Below are 16,319 nucleotides of genomic sequence, written 5' to 3'. Positions count from 1 at the left end.
CAATTAACCGGCACGATACTGCCGTTTTGCTTGTTCTATTGCCTCATTCTCACCTATTTAGCCTAAATCGGCAAGATGTTGCCGAAAGCCGATGCTAGAGGGTCTTGAAAGACCGTGAAGACTATGTTTCGGCAAGATCCTGCCGATCAGCTATATCCCCGTCAGCCATTTCGGTTCAAAATCCGGATGGTCCGAATAGGGCAGCGCGAGGGCGTTTAGCGACTTGGTGGTCCATTCGATCGACTCTGGAATCCACTGCGGGGTGTCGGCTAACGCGTTGCGGACCATCGTGGCCAAGGCCGTCTGCCGTGCGGATTCCACGATGGCGAGCAGTCTCCGCTTCGACTCGCATTCAAGGAGAAGGCGGCGTTCGTACCATTTGCCCGCTTCGGAAACAGAGCGATCGCCGAGGAGTTTCCGTGCCGCGGCCTCATCCTCATTCAAACGCTCCGACAGGAAATCGACGATATCCACAAATTGAGCGTACGCGCCCCGTGCGGTGGCGGAAATGCTGGCGCCGGTTAGACGGATTTGCCGCCTTCGCTTGAACGCCCGACGGCGGGACCGGCCGGGGCTGAAACCGTGGCGGCAACGGGGATATGGACGTGGGGGAGGGCATTGAAGTGGCTCCGCGACATACCGCCGAACTCGTAGGCGGTCTCCGCGTGCTCTGACAGATCCACGCCGTCGAGCTCAGCCTCGTGGCTGACACGGAAGCCAACTGTCTTGTGGATGACCAAGGCAATGATGGTCGTCATGATTCCGGACACGGCCAAGGTGACAAGAACGGCGACAATCTGCGCCACCAGCTGCTGGAGACCGCCACCGTAGAACAATCCTCCGCCCTTACCGTTGACCGGCAGTGCGATGAAACCGAGCGCGAGGGTGCCCACCAGTCCACCACCGAGGTGGACGCCCACGACGTCGAGCGAATCGTCGAAGCCGAACTTGTGTTTCAGATCGACAAACACGGCGCAGGCCGCGCCAGCCAGGAGCCCCAGGCCGAGGGCAGCGGCAGGAGCCACATTGGCACATGCCGGAGTAATGGCTACGAGGCCGGCAACCACGCCGGATGCGGCGCCCAGGGAGGTGGGGTGGCCGTGCCGGATCTTCTCGGTCAGGAGCCAGCTGAGCATTGCCCCGGCGGGGGCAACAAGGGTGTTGACCCAGATCAAACCGGCCTGCTCTGCCGTTGTGGCAGCACCGGCGTTGAAGCCGAACCAGCCGAACCACAGGAGGCCGGCGCCAAGCATGATGAAGGGAAGGTTGTGCGGGCGGTGATTCGGGTCTTTTCCGAAGCCGTGGCGTTTGCCCAGGATCAAGGCCAGGACAAATGCGGCTGCGCCGGAGCTGATTTCCACTACTGTGCCGCCAGCGAAGTCAATCACCTGGCCGAAGACCGAGCTGATGGCTCCGCCCGGGCTCAGGAGGCCGCCACCCCAGACCATGAAAGCCAGGGGGCAGTAGACCAGTGTGATCCAGATGGGAACGAAGATGACCCAGGACGTGAACTTGGCCCGGTCAGCAATAGCGCCGCTGATGAGGGCCACGGTGACCATGGCGAAGGTGGCGCTGAAACCCAACTTGATGAGATCGGTGGAGCCCACCAGGTCAGCCGAACCGAAGCTGCTGAACGGGTTGCCGAAAATCCCCAGGACGCTCTTGCCGCTGATCATCGAGTAGCCCCAAAGGATCCACACGGCACCGACGATGCCTGCGGAGATGAAGCTCATCATGATCATGTTGAGGGAGGCCTTGGCCCGGGTCATGCCACTGTAGAAGAGGCCGAGTGCTGGAGTCATGAGCAGTGCAAGTGCCGCTGACACCATCACCCAAACGTTTTCCGCAGTGATATGCATGTGCAAGTCCCTTCTCATCGAAGTGTCGTAGGAGGGCCGCCGTCACTCCCCGCGTTCTTTCCTCCCATCAATGTTTGCGGGTCAGTGTTTCAGGGAATGCGAGGAAAAATTGCGGGGACGTTACATAAACCGTCCTGGCGTGAAGAACACATGACGGGCATGTTTCCGGAATGTAAACCGGATTTCCCCGCTCGTGTCCAGACCGGTGACGGGTACCACTCAGATCGTTGTGATTCCGCGGATTCAGCAAGGACGAGCGGTGAAATCCTGCCATCACGGCAGGATTCCGGACATTTCTTCTGCGTGAACGGCGCCTCACCCACGCAAACGGCGCCTCACCCAGGCGCCTTCGACCACGCCGCGCCTCGCCACGCTGCGCCCCGCCACGCCCGTGGTGCGCTGGCGCACGACCGCCGCCGCGCGCACAATTAGCCTGTGAAGCCGTTTCTCCTGCTCGCATCTCGTGCCGAAGACGCCGCCGCCGAGGAAGAGTACCTGGCGTATCTCCGTTTTGGTGGACTGCTTCCGCAGCAGCTGAAACGCATCAGGATGGAACAGGGGCCTTTGCCGGAACTCCATCTCACGGACTATTCCGGCGTGATCGTAGGCGGCAGCCCCTTCACCTCGAGCGACCCGCAAGAGCACAAAAGCCCAGTTCAGCAGCGGGTGGAGAAGGAACTCGCGCAGTTGCTGGACAGGATTGTCGCTGCGGACTTTCCTTTTCTCGGCGCCTGCTATGGGGTCGGAACTCTCGGCCTTCACCAAGGTGCGGTGATTGACCGCACCTACGGCGAGGGGCTCGGCGGGGTAACCATCAAGCTCACCGCGGAAGGGCTCCAGGACCCGCTCCTTGAAGGCATGTCCGAACGGTTCGTCGCATTCACTGGCCACAAGGAAGGATGCACCGTCCTGCCCGCGCACGCCGTATTGCTTGCCGGCTCCGCCGCCTGCCCGGTCCAGATGTTCCGCATCAAGAGGAATCTTTACGCCACGCAGTTCCATCCCGAACTCGACGCCGAGGGGCTCGTCACCCGGATCGGCACTTATCGCCACGCCGGATACTTCCCATCCGACGCCGCAGAGCAGTTGATGGCCGATGCCCGGAAGATCACGGCGACCGAACCAATGAAGATCCTCAGCAACTTTGTCCGTCGATACTCGGATTCCCTATAACTCCCGCGGAATGACGCACAATGGGCGCATGACCTTTGCGAATGTGGGAACTCTCGGCACGAAACCCGGGCAACGCGACGCCGTCGTGTCCATCCTGCTCCGGCCCAAGCCGGAGCTGCGGGACGCTGGCTGCCTGCTTTACGAGGTGGGCGTGAACGACGAAGCGCCGGACACGGTCTTTGTCTGCGAATTGTGGGAATCCGCTGAGGCACACCAGGGCTCCTTGCAACTTAGCAGCGTCCGGGCCGCCATTGGCGAAGCCATGCCATTGCTGTCCGGGGAGATGGGCGGTACCAGATTCACCGTATTGGGCTCACCGATCCGCGACGCTTCCTGATCCGCATCCTGAGTATGGACTCAGAGTTTCAATTGGGCACTAGACACCAGATATTCACCCAGGCGACACGTTGCTGACAGACAGGGTTTTCATAGCTCTTACATAGCTGCCGTAGCTACGGTTGGCTCACTATGGAAAAGCAAGAGCCCCCGCGCTCCGGTCTCAGGCCCGGACAAGAGAGAAATCGGCGGAACCTTTGGAGTTCCTTCCGATATCGATGGGTCTTGCTGGCAGCCTGCGCGGTCGTCTTGGCGCTGGCTCTCTCCGCCACGATCTTCTCGGCAGCGCACGCCCGCTCAGTCTCCCCCCGTTCCGCTTCAGCGATAGCGAGCGCCACACCGTCGGCGGCTGTTCCGGCCAACGCGACGCCGTCGGCAGTTGCGACGGCGGCAGCGGCCCCCGCCGCGGTCGCACCGGCCGCAACCCAAACCCCGACGGCGGCAGCGGCTCCCGCAGCGGTCGCACCGGCCGCTCCGGTTACCGGGGTGACCCCCGCATTGGACTCGGAAATCAACGGGATCATCAACGCAAACAGTCAGTACCAGATCGGTGTCACCCTGATTGATCTGTCCAACGGTTCAAATCACCAATACGGTGTTCAGGCGCCGTTCGAGGCCGCCAGCACGGCCAAGGTCCTGGCCGCCGCGGCTTACTACCACCTTGTGGAGACCGGTGCCGCGTCGCTTGACGATCCCTTGGGGCAATACACCGCCGGATTCCAGATCCGTGAGATGATCCAAGACAGTGACAACGACTCCTGGTCCTTGATCATGGAAGCGGAGGGTTATTCGGAACTGCAGGCCTACGCCGAGTCGATCGGCGTTAGCTATGACCCCATGAACAACACTCTGACTCCCGGCGAGATGGCCAGCGTCCTCGCCCAGCTCTACACCGGAAAGCTTCTGAACCAGCAGGATACGGCGCAGCTGTTGTCATATATGCAGAACACGAACTACGAGACCCTCATCCCTGCCGCGGTACCGGCCGGGATCAACGTTTACCACAAGTACGGACTGCTCGACGACGAACTCCACGACGCCAGCATCCTCACTAAGGGCACCAGTTCCTACGTGTTCGTGGTTTACACCAAGGGCCAGGACGGGAGCGATATCCCGGCCCGCACCGATGTCATCCACCAACTGACCCAAGCCGTGGTGAACGGGCTGTTCTAGCTTTTCGATGCTTTGACCCCGGCAACACGACGCCGGCAGTGCAGTCAGCGTGACTGCACTGCCGGCGTCGTTGTCTCAAGACGGGCGCCAGGACGCCCGTCGCGGCGTTACCTCCTTCCTTTACGCATTGGATCGGGCCAATTACCGATGAATCGGCCGACGGATGTCTTCTCGGTTTGGGTGCAGTTCTTCATGGTTTCTTCTCCTGACTGAGACTTGACCGTGCGCGATGTGTGGCGCAGGTGTCCGTGCCTGCCGCAAGGGCAGGGGCGGTCTGGTCAGTCGGGGGAGGACCCTGGATCGAACGTGGGGTCGGCTGCGGCTCTTCGATCGCCGTCGGGGAGGGGGCCGCTGCCAGACGGCGGTGCAAGCGCGCGTTGTTCCGGAAGGTCCGCGGCGCCTTGGGCCGAGCCCCCTTGAGATTCCGACGTCGGGCCGGACTCGCGTGGGGACGCGGCCGGTGGGAGCGGTTTGCGAGCCGGAGGATCCCCGGCTCCGATCGGTTGACCCGTCACTGCCAAAACCGCAGCGGGAACCGGGACTGGCGCGTCCGGCACGAAACCGACGTTCCTTCCTGCCCCTACCGGTGTGCCTGCTATAGATCGGGCTCGGACGGTAGGGGCAATCGCGGGTTCGGATGGCGCTGCAAGAAGGATTCCGCTGACAGTCGACGGTGTTGCTGGGAGCGCTGGTGACGGGGGTAGTGCTGGCAAAGCCGGTAGTACTGGCAAAGCCGGTAGTGCCGGTAGCGACGATGCTACTGGCAGTGCGGGCAGCTCCGTGACCGTCTTCTCGAGAACCGGAGCCACTGCGTTGATGATTCCAACTACCGGCACTTGGGTGTCTCCAGGCAGATTGACGGGGGCTGGGGGGATCACGGCCGGTTGGCTCGGACTGGGAATTGCCGGCGGGATACGGAGGATGAGCTGTCCTCCGGAACCAAGTACAGAGCCAGGTACGGGAAGGTGCACCGGAACCGGGCTCAGCGAAAGCGTTTGCGGCACGGTTGGACCGCTTGGCTCGAGGTCACTCGCTTCCGAGGGGCCGGCGAGCCACGCCAACCACGCAATCGCTCCCAAGAGGGCGAAAAGAACAGGGCGCATCGATGAAATGCTACGGGGCCCCAGATACCCGGCCAAAACACGCCACCTCCCCAGTGCGGTGTTTGGACCTTAAGGTACGCCAGTCGTCGGCAGCAGTCCATAGCTTGCGAGCCAATCCTGGGCTTTTTGGCGTTTCAGGTACGCGCGGCCTGCTTTACACCTAGTCCACATCGCGTCGGTTGCTCAGCGGCCGAACTCTGGGATTAACACCAGCTGGACCGCGGCGTCCACATCCGGGCGGAGGTCCCGGTCCTGGACGTCGGCGGGCAATGAAAGGCCGGCGTCGAAGGCTCTTCGGAACCGCAAGCTCGCGAACTCTTCCGGGGTGCGGTCTTGCATCCTCAGGGCTCTGGCGGCACAGACGAGTTCGACGCCCACCACTGTGGACAGAGCGCGAACCGTGGAATCCATGCGGGAAGTGGCCACACTCGCGAAACTGGCATCTTCTTCAGCGCCGAGGGAGAGGACCACGGTTTGCAAGCTCACCGGCTGTGCGTTGGCCCGAATGTGGCCCACCGCTGCGGCCGCCACGTATTCCAGCATCATGACGCCGGACTGCCCGGCGTCGTCGGCCGCCAGGAACCGGTGGAGGCCAGTGTAGGCGGGGTCGCACAGCAGGCTGATCCTCCGAAGGTTAGTTGCGCACGCCGCGCCGACGGCGAGTTGCAGGGCATCGACGCGGCGGGCCAGGCCGGTCATCTGGAACAGGCCGTGGTGGGCTACTCCATTACTGCCGTCCTCCGCGGAGCCGAATACCAACGGATTCTCATTGCCTGCAACAACCAGTCGTTCCAAGAGGCCTTTGAGGGAATCGAGTTCCTCCGCCACTGAGCCAAGAGCCTGAGGCAAAGTGCGCAGGCTGTAAGGGTCCTGGATCCTCGACGGAGCGCCGCTGCCTTCCACGAGACCGCGGAGCAGCCCCGCCATCTCGGTGACAGCGGGCGAATCCGCCGCCCGAGCGACTTCAGCGCTGAGCGCCTCGGGATTCCCGGACATTGCCGTGAAGGACAGCGCGCTGACCGTGGTCAGGTTATGCAGCAGAGTCGATAGTTTCTGGTGAGCCAGGACGGCCTGCGCGATGGTGAGTGCGCTGGAACTGATGAATGGCAAAGCATCCGCGGTGGCCCAAGTATCCAGTGGCGCCGGAATCGCCTCGCCGTCCATCGTCCGGCGCTCGCCGAGGAGGGTGAGGGCCGTTCCCGCCAGCGCATTGAGGTCCGCGGTGCCGATTCCGCCGAATTCCCGCACCTCCGGCAAGGCATCGGCGTTGAGCATGTCCAAGACGGCATCCGCCACAGCTGGGTTGATGCCGGATGAACCTGCGGCAAGCTGGGAAAGCCGGATGACCAGCATCGCCCGGACGGTTTCCCGGTCAAGGACTCCTCCGGTATCCACGGCGTGGCTGCGCAGGAGATTCAACCCGTGCACATTTGCTTCATTGTCCCCGGCGTCCAGGGAGACCGAGCGATTAGCCCCGACCCCGGTGGACCGTCCGTAGACGGGCCGCGTCAGCGCCGTTGCGCGCGCCGACCGTTGGGACGCCGCCATCCGTTCAACGGCCGACGGCGCCAAGCTCACCTTTGTTCCACCTGCGGCCACTGTGGCGATATCGGCCAAGCGCAGCCGTCGGCCGTCGATTTCGATCATGGAAGTGATTCTTTCAATATTGGGCCCCGGGTGGTGTTTAGCGGGTTTCGTTCATGGGGATGCGGACGCCGCGTTCTTTGGCGATTTCGACGGCGCGGTCGTAGCCGGCGTCGACGTGGCGGATGACGCCCATGCCGGGGTCGTTGGTCAGGAGGCGTTCGAGTTTCTGCGCGGCGAGGTCGGTGCCGTCGGCGACGGAGACCTGGCCGGCGTGGATGGAGCGGCCGATGCCGACTCCGCCGCCGTGGTGGATGGAGACCCAGGTGGCGCCGGAGGCGGTGTTGAGCAGGGCGTTCAGGAGGGGCCAGTCGGCGATCGCGTCCGATCCGTCGGCCATGGCCTCGGTTTCCCGGTAGGGGGAGGCCACGGAGCCTGAGTCCAGGTGGTCACGGCCGATCACGATGGGGGCCTTGACCTTGCCTTCGGCCACGAGCTGGTTGAACAACAGGCCGGCCTTGGCGCGTTCGCCGTAGCCGAGCCAGCAGATCCGGGCGGGCAGGCCTTCGAACTCGACCCGTTCGGCCGCGGCGTCGAGCCATTTGTGCAGGTGCGTGTTTTCCGGGAACAGTTCCTTGATCGCTTTGTCGGTCACGGCGATGTCTTCGGGGTCACCGGAGAGCGCGACCCAGCGGAACGGGCCCAGGCCCTCGCAGAACAGCGGACGGATGTAGGCCGGCACGAAGCCGGGGAACTCGAACGCCCGGGTGTAGCCGCCCTTGCGGGCCTCGTCGCGGATCGAGTTGCCGTAATCGAAGACCTCGGCCCCGGCGTCCTGGAATTCGACCATGGCCTGGACCTGGCGGGCCATGGAGGCCTGGGCTTTCTTCGTGAACCCTTCCGGGTCCGCGGCGGCCTCGGTGTGCCATTCGGCCACGGTCATGCCCTCGGGCAGGTAGGACAACGGATCATGGGCACTGGTCTGGTCGGTCACGACGTCGATGCTCAGCTCGCCGGCTTTGTGGCGGGCCAGCAGTTCCGGGAAGACCTCCGCGGCGTTGCCGACATACCCGACGGACCAGCCGCGGCGCTCGTCCTTGGCCTTCTTCACCTTGGCGATCGCGGCGTCCAAATCGGTTTCGACCTCGTCCAGGTAGCGTTTGCCGGCGCGGCGGCGCAACCGGGTCTCGTCGACATCGATGATCAGGCACGCGCCATCGTTCAGGGTCACCGCCAGCGGCTGGGCGCCGCCCATCCCACCGCACCCACCGGTCAGGGTCAGCGTCCCCGCCAAAGGACCCTCAACCGAACCGGCAACAGCGGAACCTTCGACGGCGGAGGCACCCGCGGGGATGCGTGCGGTGTCTTGCCTGGCGGCAGCGAGTTTGTTCCCGACGGCGGCGAACGTTTCGTACGTGCCCTGCAGGATGCCCTGGGTGCCGATATAGATCCATGGACCCGGCCGTCATCTGCCCGTACATCATCAGACCCTCGGCCTCCAGGCGCCGGAACTCGGGCCACGTCGCCCAGTCCCCCACCAGGTTCGAGTTCGCCAGCAACACCCGGGGCGCCCACTCGTTGGTGCGGAACACACCCACCGGCTTGCCGGACTGCACCAGCAGGGTCTCGTCCTTCTCCATGGTCTCCAGGGTCCGGGTGATCGCATCGAACGCGGCCCAGGACCGCACCGCACGTCCCGTGCCGCCGTAGACCACCAGGTCATCCGGACGCTCGGCGACCTCCGGGTCAAGATTGTTCATCAACATGCGCAACGGCGCCTCGGTCTGCCAGCTCTTCGCGGTCAGCTCCGTACCCCGGGCGGCCTTGACCGGACGAGCTCCGGTAGTGAAATCAGCGGGCATGGGTTCGTACTCCTTCGGTGTTGCTCGAACTAGGACAGGTTCTTGGACTTGAGCCAGTCCTTGGCGATCTGTCCCATGTCCTCGAACTTGGCGACGCGGCCGTTCATCTGGATCAGGTCATCGGTGGTCAGCGCCGCAGAAACCTTGTTCAGGACGTTCTTGACGGTGTCCGTGGACTTCTTCTGGTTGATGATGGGGACGATGTTCTCGGACAGGAACAGGTTCTTGCTGTCTTCGAGGGCAACCAGGTTGTTGTCCTTCAGGGCGGGGTCGGTGCTGAAGAGGTCGGCCACCTGTACCTGACCGGAAAGGAGCGCGTTCAGCGTCAGCGGACCGCCGGCGTCGAGCGCTGAGAATTCCTTGAAGTCGAGGCTGTAGACGGACTTCAGGCCGGCAACGCCGTTGACGCGGGTTTTCCACTCCGGCGGCCCGCCCAGGACGAGGTCCTTGGCAACGGGCTGCAGATCGTTGATGGACTTGAGGTTGTATTTGTCGGCTGTCTCCTTCTTGACCGCCAGGACGTCCTTGTCTTGGGCGTTGGAAGCCGTGAGCAGGCCAAGACCGGCAGGGATCTTCGCGGTGAGTTCCTTGGTGACGTCATCAGGCGAGGATGCCTTGGTGGCGGCGTCGAAGTACTGCAGAAGGGCCCCGCCGTACTCGGGCATGAGGTCGATCGAGCCGTCTTTGAGGGCCGGGAGGGTGACTTCGCGGCTGCCGATACTGGGCTTCTCAGTGACCTGGACGCCCTTGGTCTTCAGAGCCTCGGCATAGATCTTGGCGATCAGTTGGCTCTCAGGGAAATCGGCGGAGCCCACGATGATGCTGTCCGTGGATCCGGCGGCCTGGGAGTTGTTGTTGGAGGCACTCATGGGATCCCCGCCGCCACAGGCGCTCAGGGTGATGGCGGCCGCTGCCGCCAGGGCGAAACCGGTCAAGTACTTTTTCATGTCAATTCTCTCTGGGGAGGGCCGTCGCAGGGCATGCGGTGGCCGGGTGGGGGTGGATTGAACGGTGTTGCCGCCGTCGGGCAGGGCGCTCGACGGCGATGAAGCGGGGGAGTTGCTTAGACCGTGGCGGGGGTTTTCACGGTCTCGACCGTATCGGCCGTAACGGTCGACTTGACCGTGCGCCGGGTCAGTCCGGGTGAGACGACCCTGCGGGTGATGAAGGCGAGCAATTGGTCGAAAAACAAGGCCAGCAACGCCACGAGCACGGCGCCGGCAACCATTTGGCCGTAATCGTTTTGGGCTTTGCCGTCGATGAGGAGCCGTCCGAGTCCGCCGAGCGAGATGTAGGCGGCGATGGTCGCCGTCGAGATGATCTGCAGCAGTGCGCTGCGGACGCCGGACAGCATGAGCGGGAGCGAGCAGGGAAGCTGGATGTCCGTGAGGATCTTCATGGTGCGGAAGCCCATGCCCTTGGCGGCGTCGACGGCGGCAGCATCCACAGCGCGGACTCCGGCGTAGGTGTTGGTCAGGATGGGCGGGACCGCGAGGAGCACCATGGACGATGAGGCTGGGCAGGATGTAACCCATTTTGGACGGGAAAGCAGGCGATATCAGCAGGACCAGCAGGATCAGCAGACCAACGCTGGGGAGGGCGCGGAGCGCGTTGGCCAGGCCGGCGATCATGAAGACGCCCTTGCCGGTGACCCCGATGTAGATGCCGAGGGGAACTGCGATGATGGCTGCGACTACGAGGGCGATGAGGGAGTAGAGCAGGTGCTCCCCGATCAGTGTGGGGATCCCGTCGGCGCCGGCCCAGTGTGCGGGGTTGAACAAGTAGTTCATTACGATGCCACCACCTTGGGGGTCCACGGTGTCAGCCACCGGTTGAGGAGGATGATCAGTCCGTCGAGGACCATGGCCAGGACCACGCAAAGGATGATGCCGGCGATGATCGGGGTGAAGAATCGGAGCTGGAAACCCTGGGTGAAGAGCGAGCCGAGCTGCGGGATGCCCAGCAAGGCGGCCACGGAAACGAGGCTCACGTTGGAGACCGCAGCGACGCGTAGGCCTGCGCTGATGACCGGCACGCCCACGGGAAGCTCGACTTTGACGAGGCTTTGGTACCCGCGGTATCCCATGGCCTTGGCAGCTTGGACGGTGTCTTCGGGAACGGAATCCAAGGCATCAGCGACCACGCGTACCAGCAGCGCCACGGTGTAGACGGTCAGGGCTGCCACGATATTGAGCGGGTCCAGGATTTTGGTGCCGAGGACCAGCGGCAACAGGACGAACAGTGCCAGGGACGGGACAGTGTAAAGGAGTCCCGCGATGCCCACTAGAAGGGGATAGATCCGGCGGCTGCGATGCGCCCACCAGCCAAGGGGCAGTGCGATCAGAAGGCCCAGGATCAGGGGAGTGACCGCGAGCAGGACGTGCCAGCCGAGGAGGAAGACGATGTTGTCGGACTGACGGCCTAGCCATTCAAAATTCATCGCGCCGTCTCCAGGTGGGGTTCGGCCTCGATGGCTTTGATGACCTCGGTGGCCGTCACCGTGCCGATAAGCTCGCCGTGTTCGTTGACGACGACGCCGCGGCGGCTGGGTGAGGAGAGAGCGGCATCGAGCAACTGGCGCATAGTCCCGGACGACGATGCGGAGGTGCCGCTGAGGTTCAGGTGCTCCCGCTTGAGCTCGCCATCGATGAGGTCCGGTTGCGCCCAGCCGAGCGGCTTCCGGTTCCCGTCAACCACCAGGACCCAGGCACCCGAGGCCTTTGCACGGGTTTCAGCGCCGGAGGCGCCGAGCGTGACCACGGATTCCTCAGTAACAGCTACTGTGCCGGCCGCGTTGGTGAAGCCGAGGGAGCGGTAACCGCGGTCGCGGCCCACGAAGTCGGCTACGAATTCGTCCGCAGGGGAGGTCAGGAGCTCCGACGGCGTGGCCATCTGGGCGAGATGTCCGCCGACCCGCATGACAGCAACCTCGTCACCGAGCTTGAGGGCTTCGTCGATGTCGTGGGTGACCATGATGATGGTCTTGCCGATCTCGCGCTGCAGCCGGAGGAACTCGTCCTGGAGCTGCGCGCGGACCACGGGGTCAACGGCGCTGAAGGGTTCGTCCATGAGCATGAAGGCCGGGTCCGATGCCAGGGCGCGGGCCACGCCTACGCGCTGCTGCTGTCCACCGGACAACTGCCACGGGTAGCGCTTGGCGAAGCTCGCCGGAAGCCCTACGCGTTCCATGAGCTCGAGGGCCTTCATACGGGCCTTTTGCCGGCTCTCGCCAAGCAGCAAGGGCATAGTGGACACGTTGTCCACGATGGTGCGGTGCGGGAAGAGTCCGGCGTGTTGGATGACGTAGCCGATCCGGCGGCGCAGCAACGCTGCGTCCATGCCCGACGTCGGCTGGTCATCGAGATATATGGTGCCGCTGGTGGGCTCAATGAGGCGGTTGATCATCCTCAGAGAGGTGGTCTTGCCACAACCGGACGGGCCAACCAGGATGGTCAGCTTGCCGGTGGGTGCCTCTAGGTTCAGGCCGTCGACGGCGACGGTCCCGTCCGGGTACGCCTTGGTGACATTTTCAAACTTGATCATTTTTCTTCCATGCTTTCCTGGGGCATTTCATGGTTTCCGGCGGGTTCAATGAGGATGTTGTCCGCCACCCTCACCAGTTCCTCGCCAAATGTCTGGGCCTTCGCTTCGTCCAAGCGGTAGCTGGGTACGACGATGCTGAGTGCTCCAACGGTCCGGCCACCGATCACAATGGGTGCGGCGACGGCCGTGATGTCGTCTTCCACGCCGCTCCGCACGATGGCGTAGCCGCGGCCGTTCTGCCCGCCTGTCAGGACCGTGCCAGCGGCGGATCCTTCCAGCGGAATGCTCCTGCCGACCCAGCTGGTGTGCCTTACGGAGCGTGTGCCTTCGACGATGGCAATGTAGATTCCGGTTTCCCCAGGACCGGGAATGCTCAGATAGCAGGACTCGCCTGTCTCCGCCACCAACCGTTTCATGTGCGGCGTGCAGAGCGATACGAGGGATTCCTGTCCCAACGCGAGGGCTCCCAGTTGAATGACGCTGGCACCGGGACGGAAGTTGCCGCCCGGATCCCGTGTCACGAATCCGCTGCCTTCCAAGGTGCGGAGGAGGCGGAGCGCGGTGCTGGCCGACAAGTCGACAACGCGAGCGGCGTCGCTCAGGCTGATGGAGCCATCGGTGCAGACCGCGCTCAGGAGGGCCAACGCCCTTTCGACCGTCCGGGTGGAAGAGTCTGCTGCCACTGACTGACCTGCTTTCAAGTGGTCTGAATCACCATGTCTTGCCACTTAGTAAAAATCAACTTTCATCGAATGGCAATAGCTTTCGTGAAATTACCTGAGATTCCGGGATTTGAGACATTCCATGACGCCAAGGCGTATCGGCCCTGTTTCGTGCCTGTTAATTGTTGCGGATCTAGGCCCAAGGTCTTGTCATGGAGTGGTATCTGGTTTTTACTTGGTGGCAGTCTTCATACATCGGAGGAACACGTGGAAACCGTCAATCAGCTCCTTGACTCAATCAAGGATGTGGGCCGTGATGCGGTGCGCGGAGGATACTCCAGGGCCGTCTACTCGACTCCGGAGCTCGACCTCAGGCACTGGTTCATCGAGCAAGCCCAACAGCGAGGCCTCGGTGTTGAGACCGACCGCAACGGCATCATCTGGGCATGGTGGGGAAAGCCCCAGGACCGGCGCGCTTGTCACCGGTAGCCACCTCGATTCGGTCCCGGGCGGAGGGGCATTCGACGGCCCGCTCGGCGTCGCGTCGGCGCTCGCCGCCGTCGACATCCTTCAGACGCGGGGACTGACCCCGTCCCGTTCCTTGGGCATCACGGTTTTCCCTGAAGAGGAAGGATCCCGCTTTGGCGTGGCTTGCCTGGGCTCGCGGCTGCTGACCGGCGCGATCGACGTCCACAAGGCGCTGAACCTGCGCGACGCCGACGGCAACACTTTCGCTGACGTCGCGCGCGGCAACGGATTGGATCCGCGGCACGTCGGTCCCGATCACGGGGCCCTTGCGCGAATCGGCGACTTCGTTGAACTGCATGTGGAACAAGGCAAGGGACTGGGCCAGGGCGGCCCGGCCATCGCCGTCGGAAGCTCGATCCTGGGCCACGGCCGCTGGAAGTTGAGCGTCAGCGGCCAAGGCAACCACGCCGGCACCACACTCATGGCCGACCGCGCGGATCCGATGGTCGCCGCAGCACAGATCGTCGTCGCGGTCCGCGACACCGCGGCGAAGCAGCGCGATGCCCGCGCCACGGTAGGCCGCTTGACGCCGGTTCCGGGTGGCACCAATGTGATTGCGTCGCGCGTGGATTTGTGGCTTGACGCCCGCCACCCTGACGACGCCGTGACGGCACAACTGATCGAATCGATCTACCGGGCGGCCCAGGAAATCGCGGCCGTTGAGGGTTGTAGTGTGACTCTCACCGAGGAGTCCTACAGCGACACCGTGCATTTCGACGCGGGCCTGAGCCAACGCATCGAGGACCTCCTCCCGGGAGCGCCCGTGCTGGCAACCGGCGCGGGCCACGACGCCGGGGTTCTGGCTGGACATGTCCCCTCGGCGATGCTTTTCGTCCGCAACCCCAGTGGAATCTCGCACTCCCCGGAGGAATACGTCGCTGACGAGGACGCCTCGGCCGGCGCCGTTGCCCTCGCCGACGTTCTGGAGGGACTCTTGTGAGCGCGTTCTGGTGCGAGGCGGCGCTCATCGACGGCGGTGCTGTCGCAGGCGGTGCTGGTGCAGGCAGTTCGGGCGCGGGCGGCTCGACGGCGGCCTCCGGAGTGCGGTTGGACGTCCAGGATGGCGGGATCTCCAACATCACCGCTGGTGTCCAAGCGCAACCGGGAGATCAGATCCTGAAGGGCGTTGTCTTCCCGGCCGCAGCCAACGCGCATTCGCATGCGTTCCATAGGATCCTCCGCGGACGGACACACGACGGGCGCGGCGACTTCTGGGTATGGCGGGAGCAGATGTACCGAAGCGCCGCGGAGCTCACACCGGAGAAATACGAGAAGCTCGCCACCGCCGTCTTCACAGAGATGGTGGTGTCCGGCTTCAGCAGCGTGGCCGAGTTCCATTACGTCCACCACCAGCCGGAAGGAACGCCGTACGCTGAGCCGCACGCGATGGAACTGGCACTGGCCAGAGCAGCCCTGGCCGCTGGAATTCGCCTGACCTTGCTGGACACCTTGTACCTTGCAGGAGGCATCGGGACGCCGCTCAGCCCGGAACAGGTGCGGTTCGGCGACGCCGACGCGCAAGCCTGGTTGGACCGGCTCGCATCCTTGCGGGCAGAGGTAGCGCGCAGCTTTCCGCCGGAACTGGTTGGCGTGGGAGCCGCACTGCACTCCGTCCGTGGCGTTCCTGAGGAGGCCCTCAAGACAGTCGCACGGCAACTCCCTTCTGACATCCCGCTCCACATCCACCTCAGCGAACAACCGGCTGAGAACGAGGCTTGCCTCCAGGCATATGGCGTCACTCCCACGGGCTTGCTTGACCGGCATGGGTTGTTGTCCGCGCGGCTCTCGGCCGTCCACGCCACGCACCTGACTGCCGAGGACATCCAGCATCTTGGGGAAGCAGGTGTCACCGTGGTGATGTGTCCAAGCACCGAAGCCGATCTCGCCGATGGGATCGGCCCGGCCCGCGCATTGTCCGACGCCGGCGCCACCATCGCGCTGGGCACGGACCAACACGCGCTGATCGACCCGTGGGTCGAAATGCGCGCCTTGGAACACGGAGAACGCCTCGGTTCCGGTCAGCGCGGCCGGTTCTCGCCGCAGGAACTGCTCGACGCAGCCACCACGGGCGCTGCGAGATCCATGACTACCCCGGTCATGCCGGCCGCTTTGGGGGTCGGCGCGGCGTGCGATCTGATGGCGGTGGCACCGGATTCCGTGCGGACCGCCGGTTCCATGCCACAGCAGTTCGCGTTCAGCGCGACCGCGGCCGACGTCACCGACGTCGTGATTGCAGGCGAACTGGTGGCTTCAGGTGGAGTCCATGTACGGCTCGGGAACCCGGGAAGCTTGCTCACCGAGGCGCTGAGGGAGTTCTCCTAGTTTCCGGGGCCGGGGGCCAAGCTCGGGGCTCGCCCGCGGGTTCGTCCGTGGGCGCCGGCACAGCAACCCCGCCGAGCAGCCGGGCGACATCGCTCGCATCGTTGTAAGGCGCCCGGGTTGCCTGCACGGCGCCGCTGTCATGCCTGATGCCCAGAGCCTGGTTGATGTCCCACG

At 64.0% G+C, this 16,319-nt stretch carries 12 protein-coding genes and 2 pseudogenes; 5 read left to right on the top strand and 9 right to left on the bottom strand.

From position 1 onward, the window contains the following. Window positions 1-150 precede the first annotated feature (150 nt). Window positions 151-474, bottom strand: a complete 324-nt coding sequence (locus ACF0H6_RS09405) for a DUF6221 family protein (RefSeq protein ID WP_395249362.1) — start codon at window positions 472-474, stop codon at window positions 151-153. Between the two features lie 47 nt (window positions 475-521). Beyond that, window positions 522-1,859 carry an ammonium transporter gene (locus ACF0H6_RS09400; protein ID WP_395249361.1) on the bottom strand — a complete coding sequence of 446 codons (1,338 nt, stop codon included), beginning with the start codon at window positions 1,857-1,859 and terminating at the stop codon, window positions 522-524. A gap of 435 nt (window positions 1,860-2,294) precedes the next feature. On the opposite strand from ACF0H6_RS09400, the gene ACF0H6_RS09395 reads away from it, so the two are divergent. The 3 genes from ACF0H6_RS09395 (at window position 2,295) to ACF0H6_RS09385 (ending at window position 4,541) form a co-directional block, all read left to right on the top strand. After that, window positions 2,295-3,032, top strand: coding sequence for a glutamine amidotransferase (locus ACF0H6_RS09395; RefSeq protein ID WP_395249360.1), 738 nt, complete (start codon window positions 2,295-2,297; stop codon window positions 3,030-3,032). Between the two features lie 28 nt (window positions 3,033-3,060). Then, window positions 3,061-3,369 carry a putative quinol monooxygenase gene (locus ACF0H6_RS09390; protein ID WP_395249359.1) on the top strand — a complete coding sequence of 103 codons (309 nt, stop codon included), beginning with the start codon at window positions 3,061-3,063 and terminating at the stop codon, window positions 3,367-3,369. Between the two features lie 224 nt (window positions 3,370-3,593). Beyond that, complete coding sequence (locus tag ACF0H6_RS09385) at window positions 3,594-4,541, top strand: serine hydrolase (protein ID WP_395249358.1); 948 nt, start codon at window positions 3,594-3,596, stop codon at window positions 4,539-4,541. Window positions 4,542-5,827: 1,286 nt separating this feature from the next. On the opposite strand, the gene ACF0H6_RS09380 is transcribed toward ACF0H6_RS09385, so the two are convergent. From ACF0H6_RS09380 to ACF0H6_RS09350, 7 genes and pseudogenes are all read right to left on the bottom strand, one after another. Further along, the gene (locus ACF0H6_RS09380) at window positions 5,828-7,291 is read right to left on the bottom strand and encodes an aromatic amino acid lyase (protein WP_395249357.1); all 1,464 of its coding nucleotides are present in this window, start codon (window positions 7,289-7,291) and stop codon (window positions 5,828-5,830) included. Window positions 7,292-7,328: 37 nt separating this feature from the next. Continuing rightward, window positions 7,329-9,090 (bottom strand): annotated as a pseudogene (locus ACF0H6_RS09375) (urocanate hydratase). Between the two features lie 29 nt (window positions 9,091-9,119). Continuing rightward, window positions 9,120-10,037 (bottom strand): ABC transporter substrate-binding protein, encoded by a 918-nt coding sequence (locus tag ACF0H6_RS09370; RefSeq protein ID WP_395249356.1) that lies wholly within the window; start codon window positions 10,035-10,037, stop codon window positions 9,120-9,122. Window positions 10,038-10,153: 116 nt separating this feature from the next. Then, window positions 10,154-10,594, bottom strand: a complete 441-nt coding sequence (locus tag ACF0H6_RS09365; protein WP_395249355.1) for an ABC transporter permease — start codon at window positions 10,592-10,594, stop codon at window positions 10,154-10,156. A 285-nt stretch (window positions 10,595-10,879) separates the two neighbouring features. Then, on the bottom strand, window positions 10,880-11,530 hold the full coding sequence (locus ACF0H6_RS09360; RefSeq protein WP_395249354.1) for an ABC transporter permease: 651 nt from the start codon (window positions 11,528-11,530) through the stop codon (window positions 10,880-10,882). Further along, a complete protein-coding gene (locus ACF0H6_RS09355; protein WP_395249353.1) occupies window positions 11,527-12,633 on the bottom strand; it encodes an ABC transporter ATP-binding protein in 1,107 nt (368 codons plus the stop codon). Before ACF0H6_RS09355 ends, ACF0H6_RS09360 begins: the two co-directional genes overlap by 4 nt. Further along, a complete protein-coding gene (locus ACF0H6_RS09350; RefSeq protein ID WP_395249352.1) occupies window positions 12,630-13,361 on the bottom strand; it encodes an IclR family transcriptional regulator in 732 nt (243 codons plus the stop codon). The genes ACF0H6_RS09355 and ACF0H6_RS09350 overlap by 4 nt, the downstream gene beginning before the upstream one ends. Window positions 13,362-13,562: 201 nt before the next feature. Here ACF0H6_RS09350 and ACF0H6_RS09345 point away from each other — a divergent pair. Beyond that, window positions 13,563-14,763, top strand: a pseudogene (locus ACF0H6_RS09345) (allantoate amidohydrolase). Then, window positions 14,760-16,145 carry a formimidoylglutamate deiminase gene (locus ACF0H6_RS09340; protein WP_395249351.1) on the top strand — a complete coding sequence of 462 codons (1,386 nt, stop codon included), beginning with the start codon at window positions 14,760-14,762 and terminating at the stop codon, window positions 16,143-16,145. Before ACF0H6_RS09345 ends, ACF0H6_RS09340 begins: the two are co-directional and overlap by 4 nt. Window positions 16,146-16,319: the final 174 nt, after the last annotated feature.

It is taken from the genome of Arthrobacter sp. NA-172 (genome assembly GCF_043952055.1).
Classification (GTDB): Bacteria; Actinomycetota; Actinomycetes; order Actinomycetales; family Micrococcaceae; genus Arthrobacter.
This window is presented reverse-complemented; position numbering and strand designations above follow the sequence as displayed.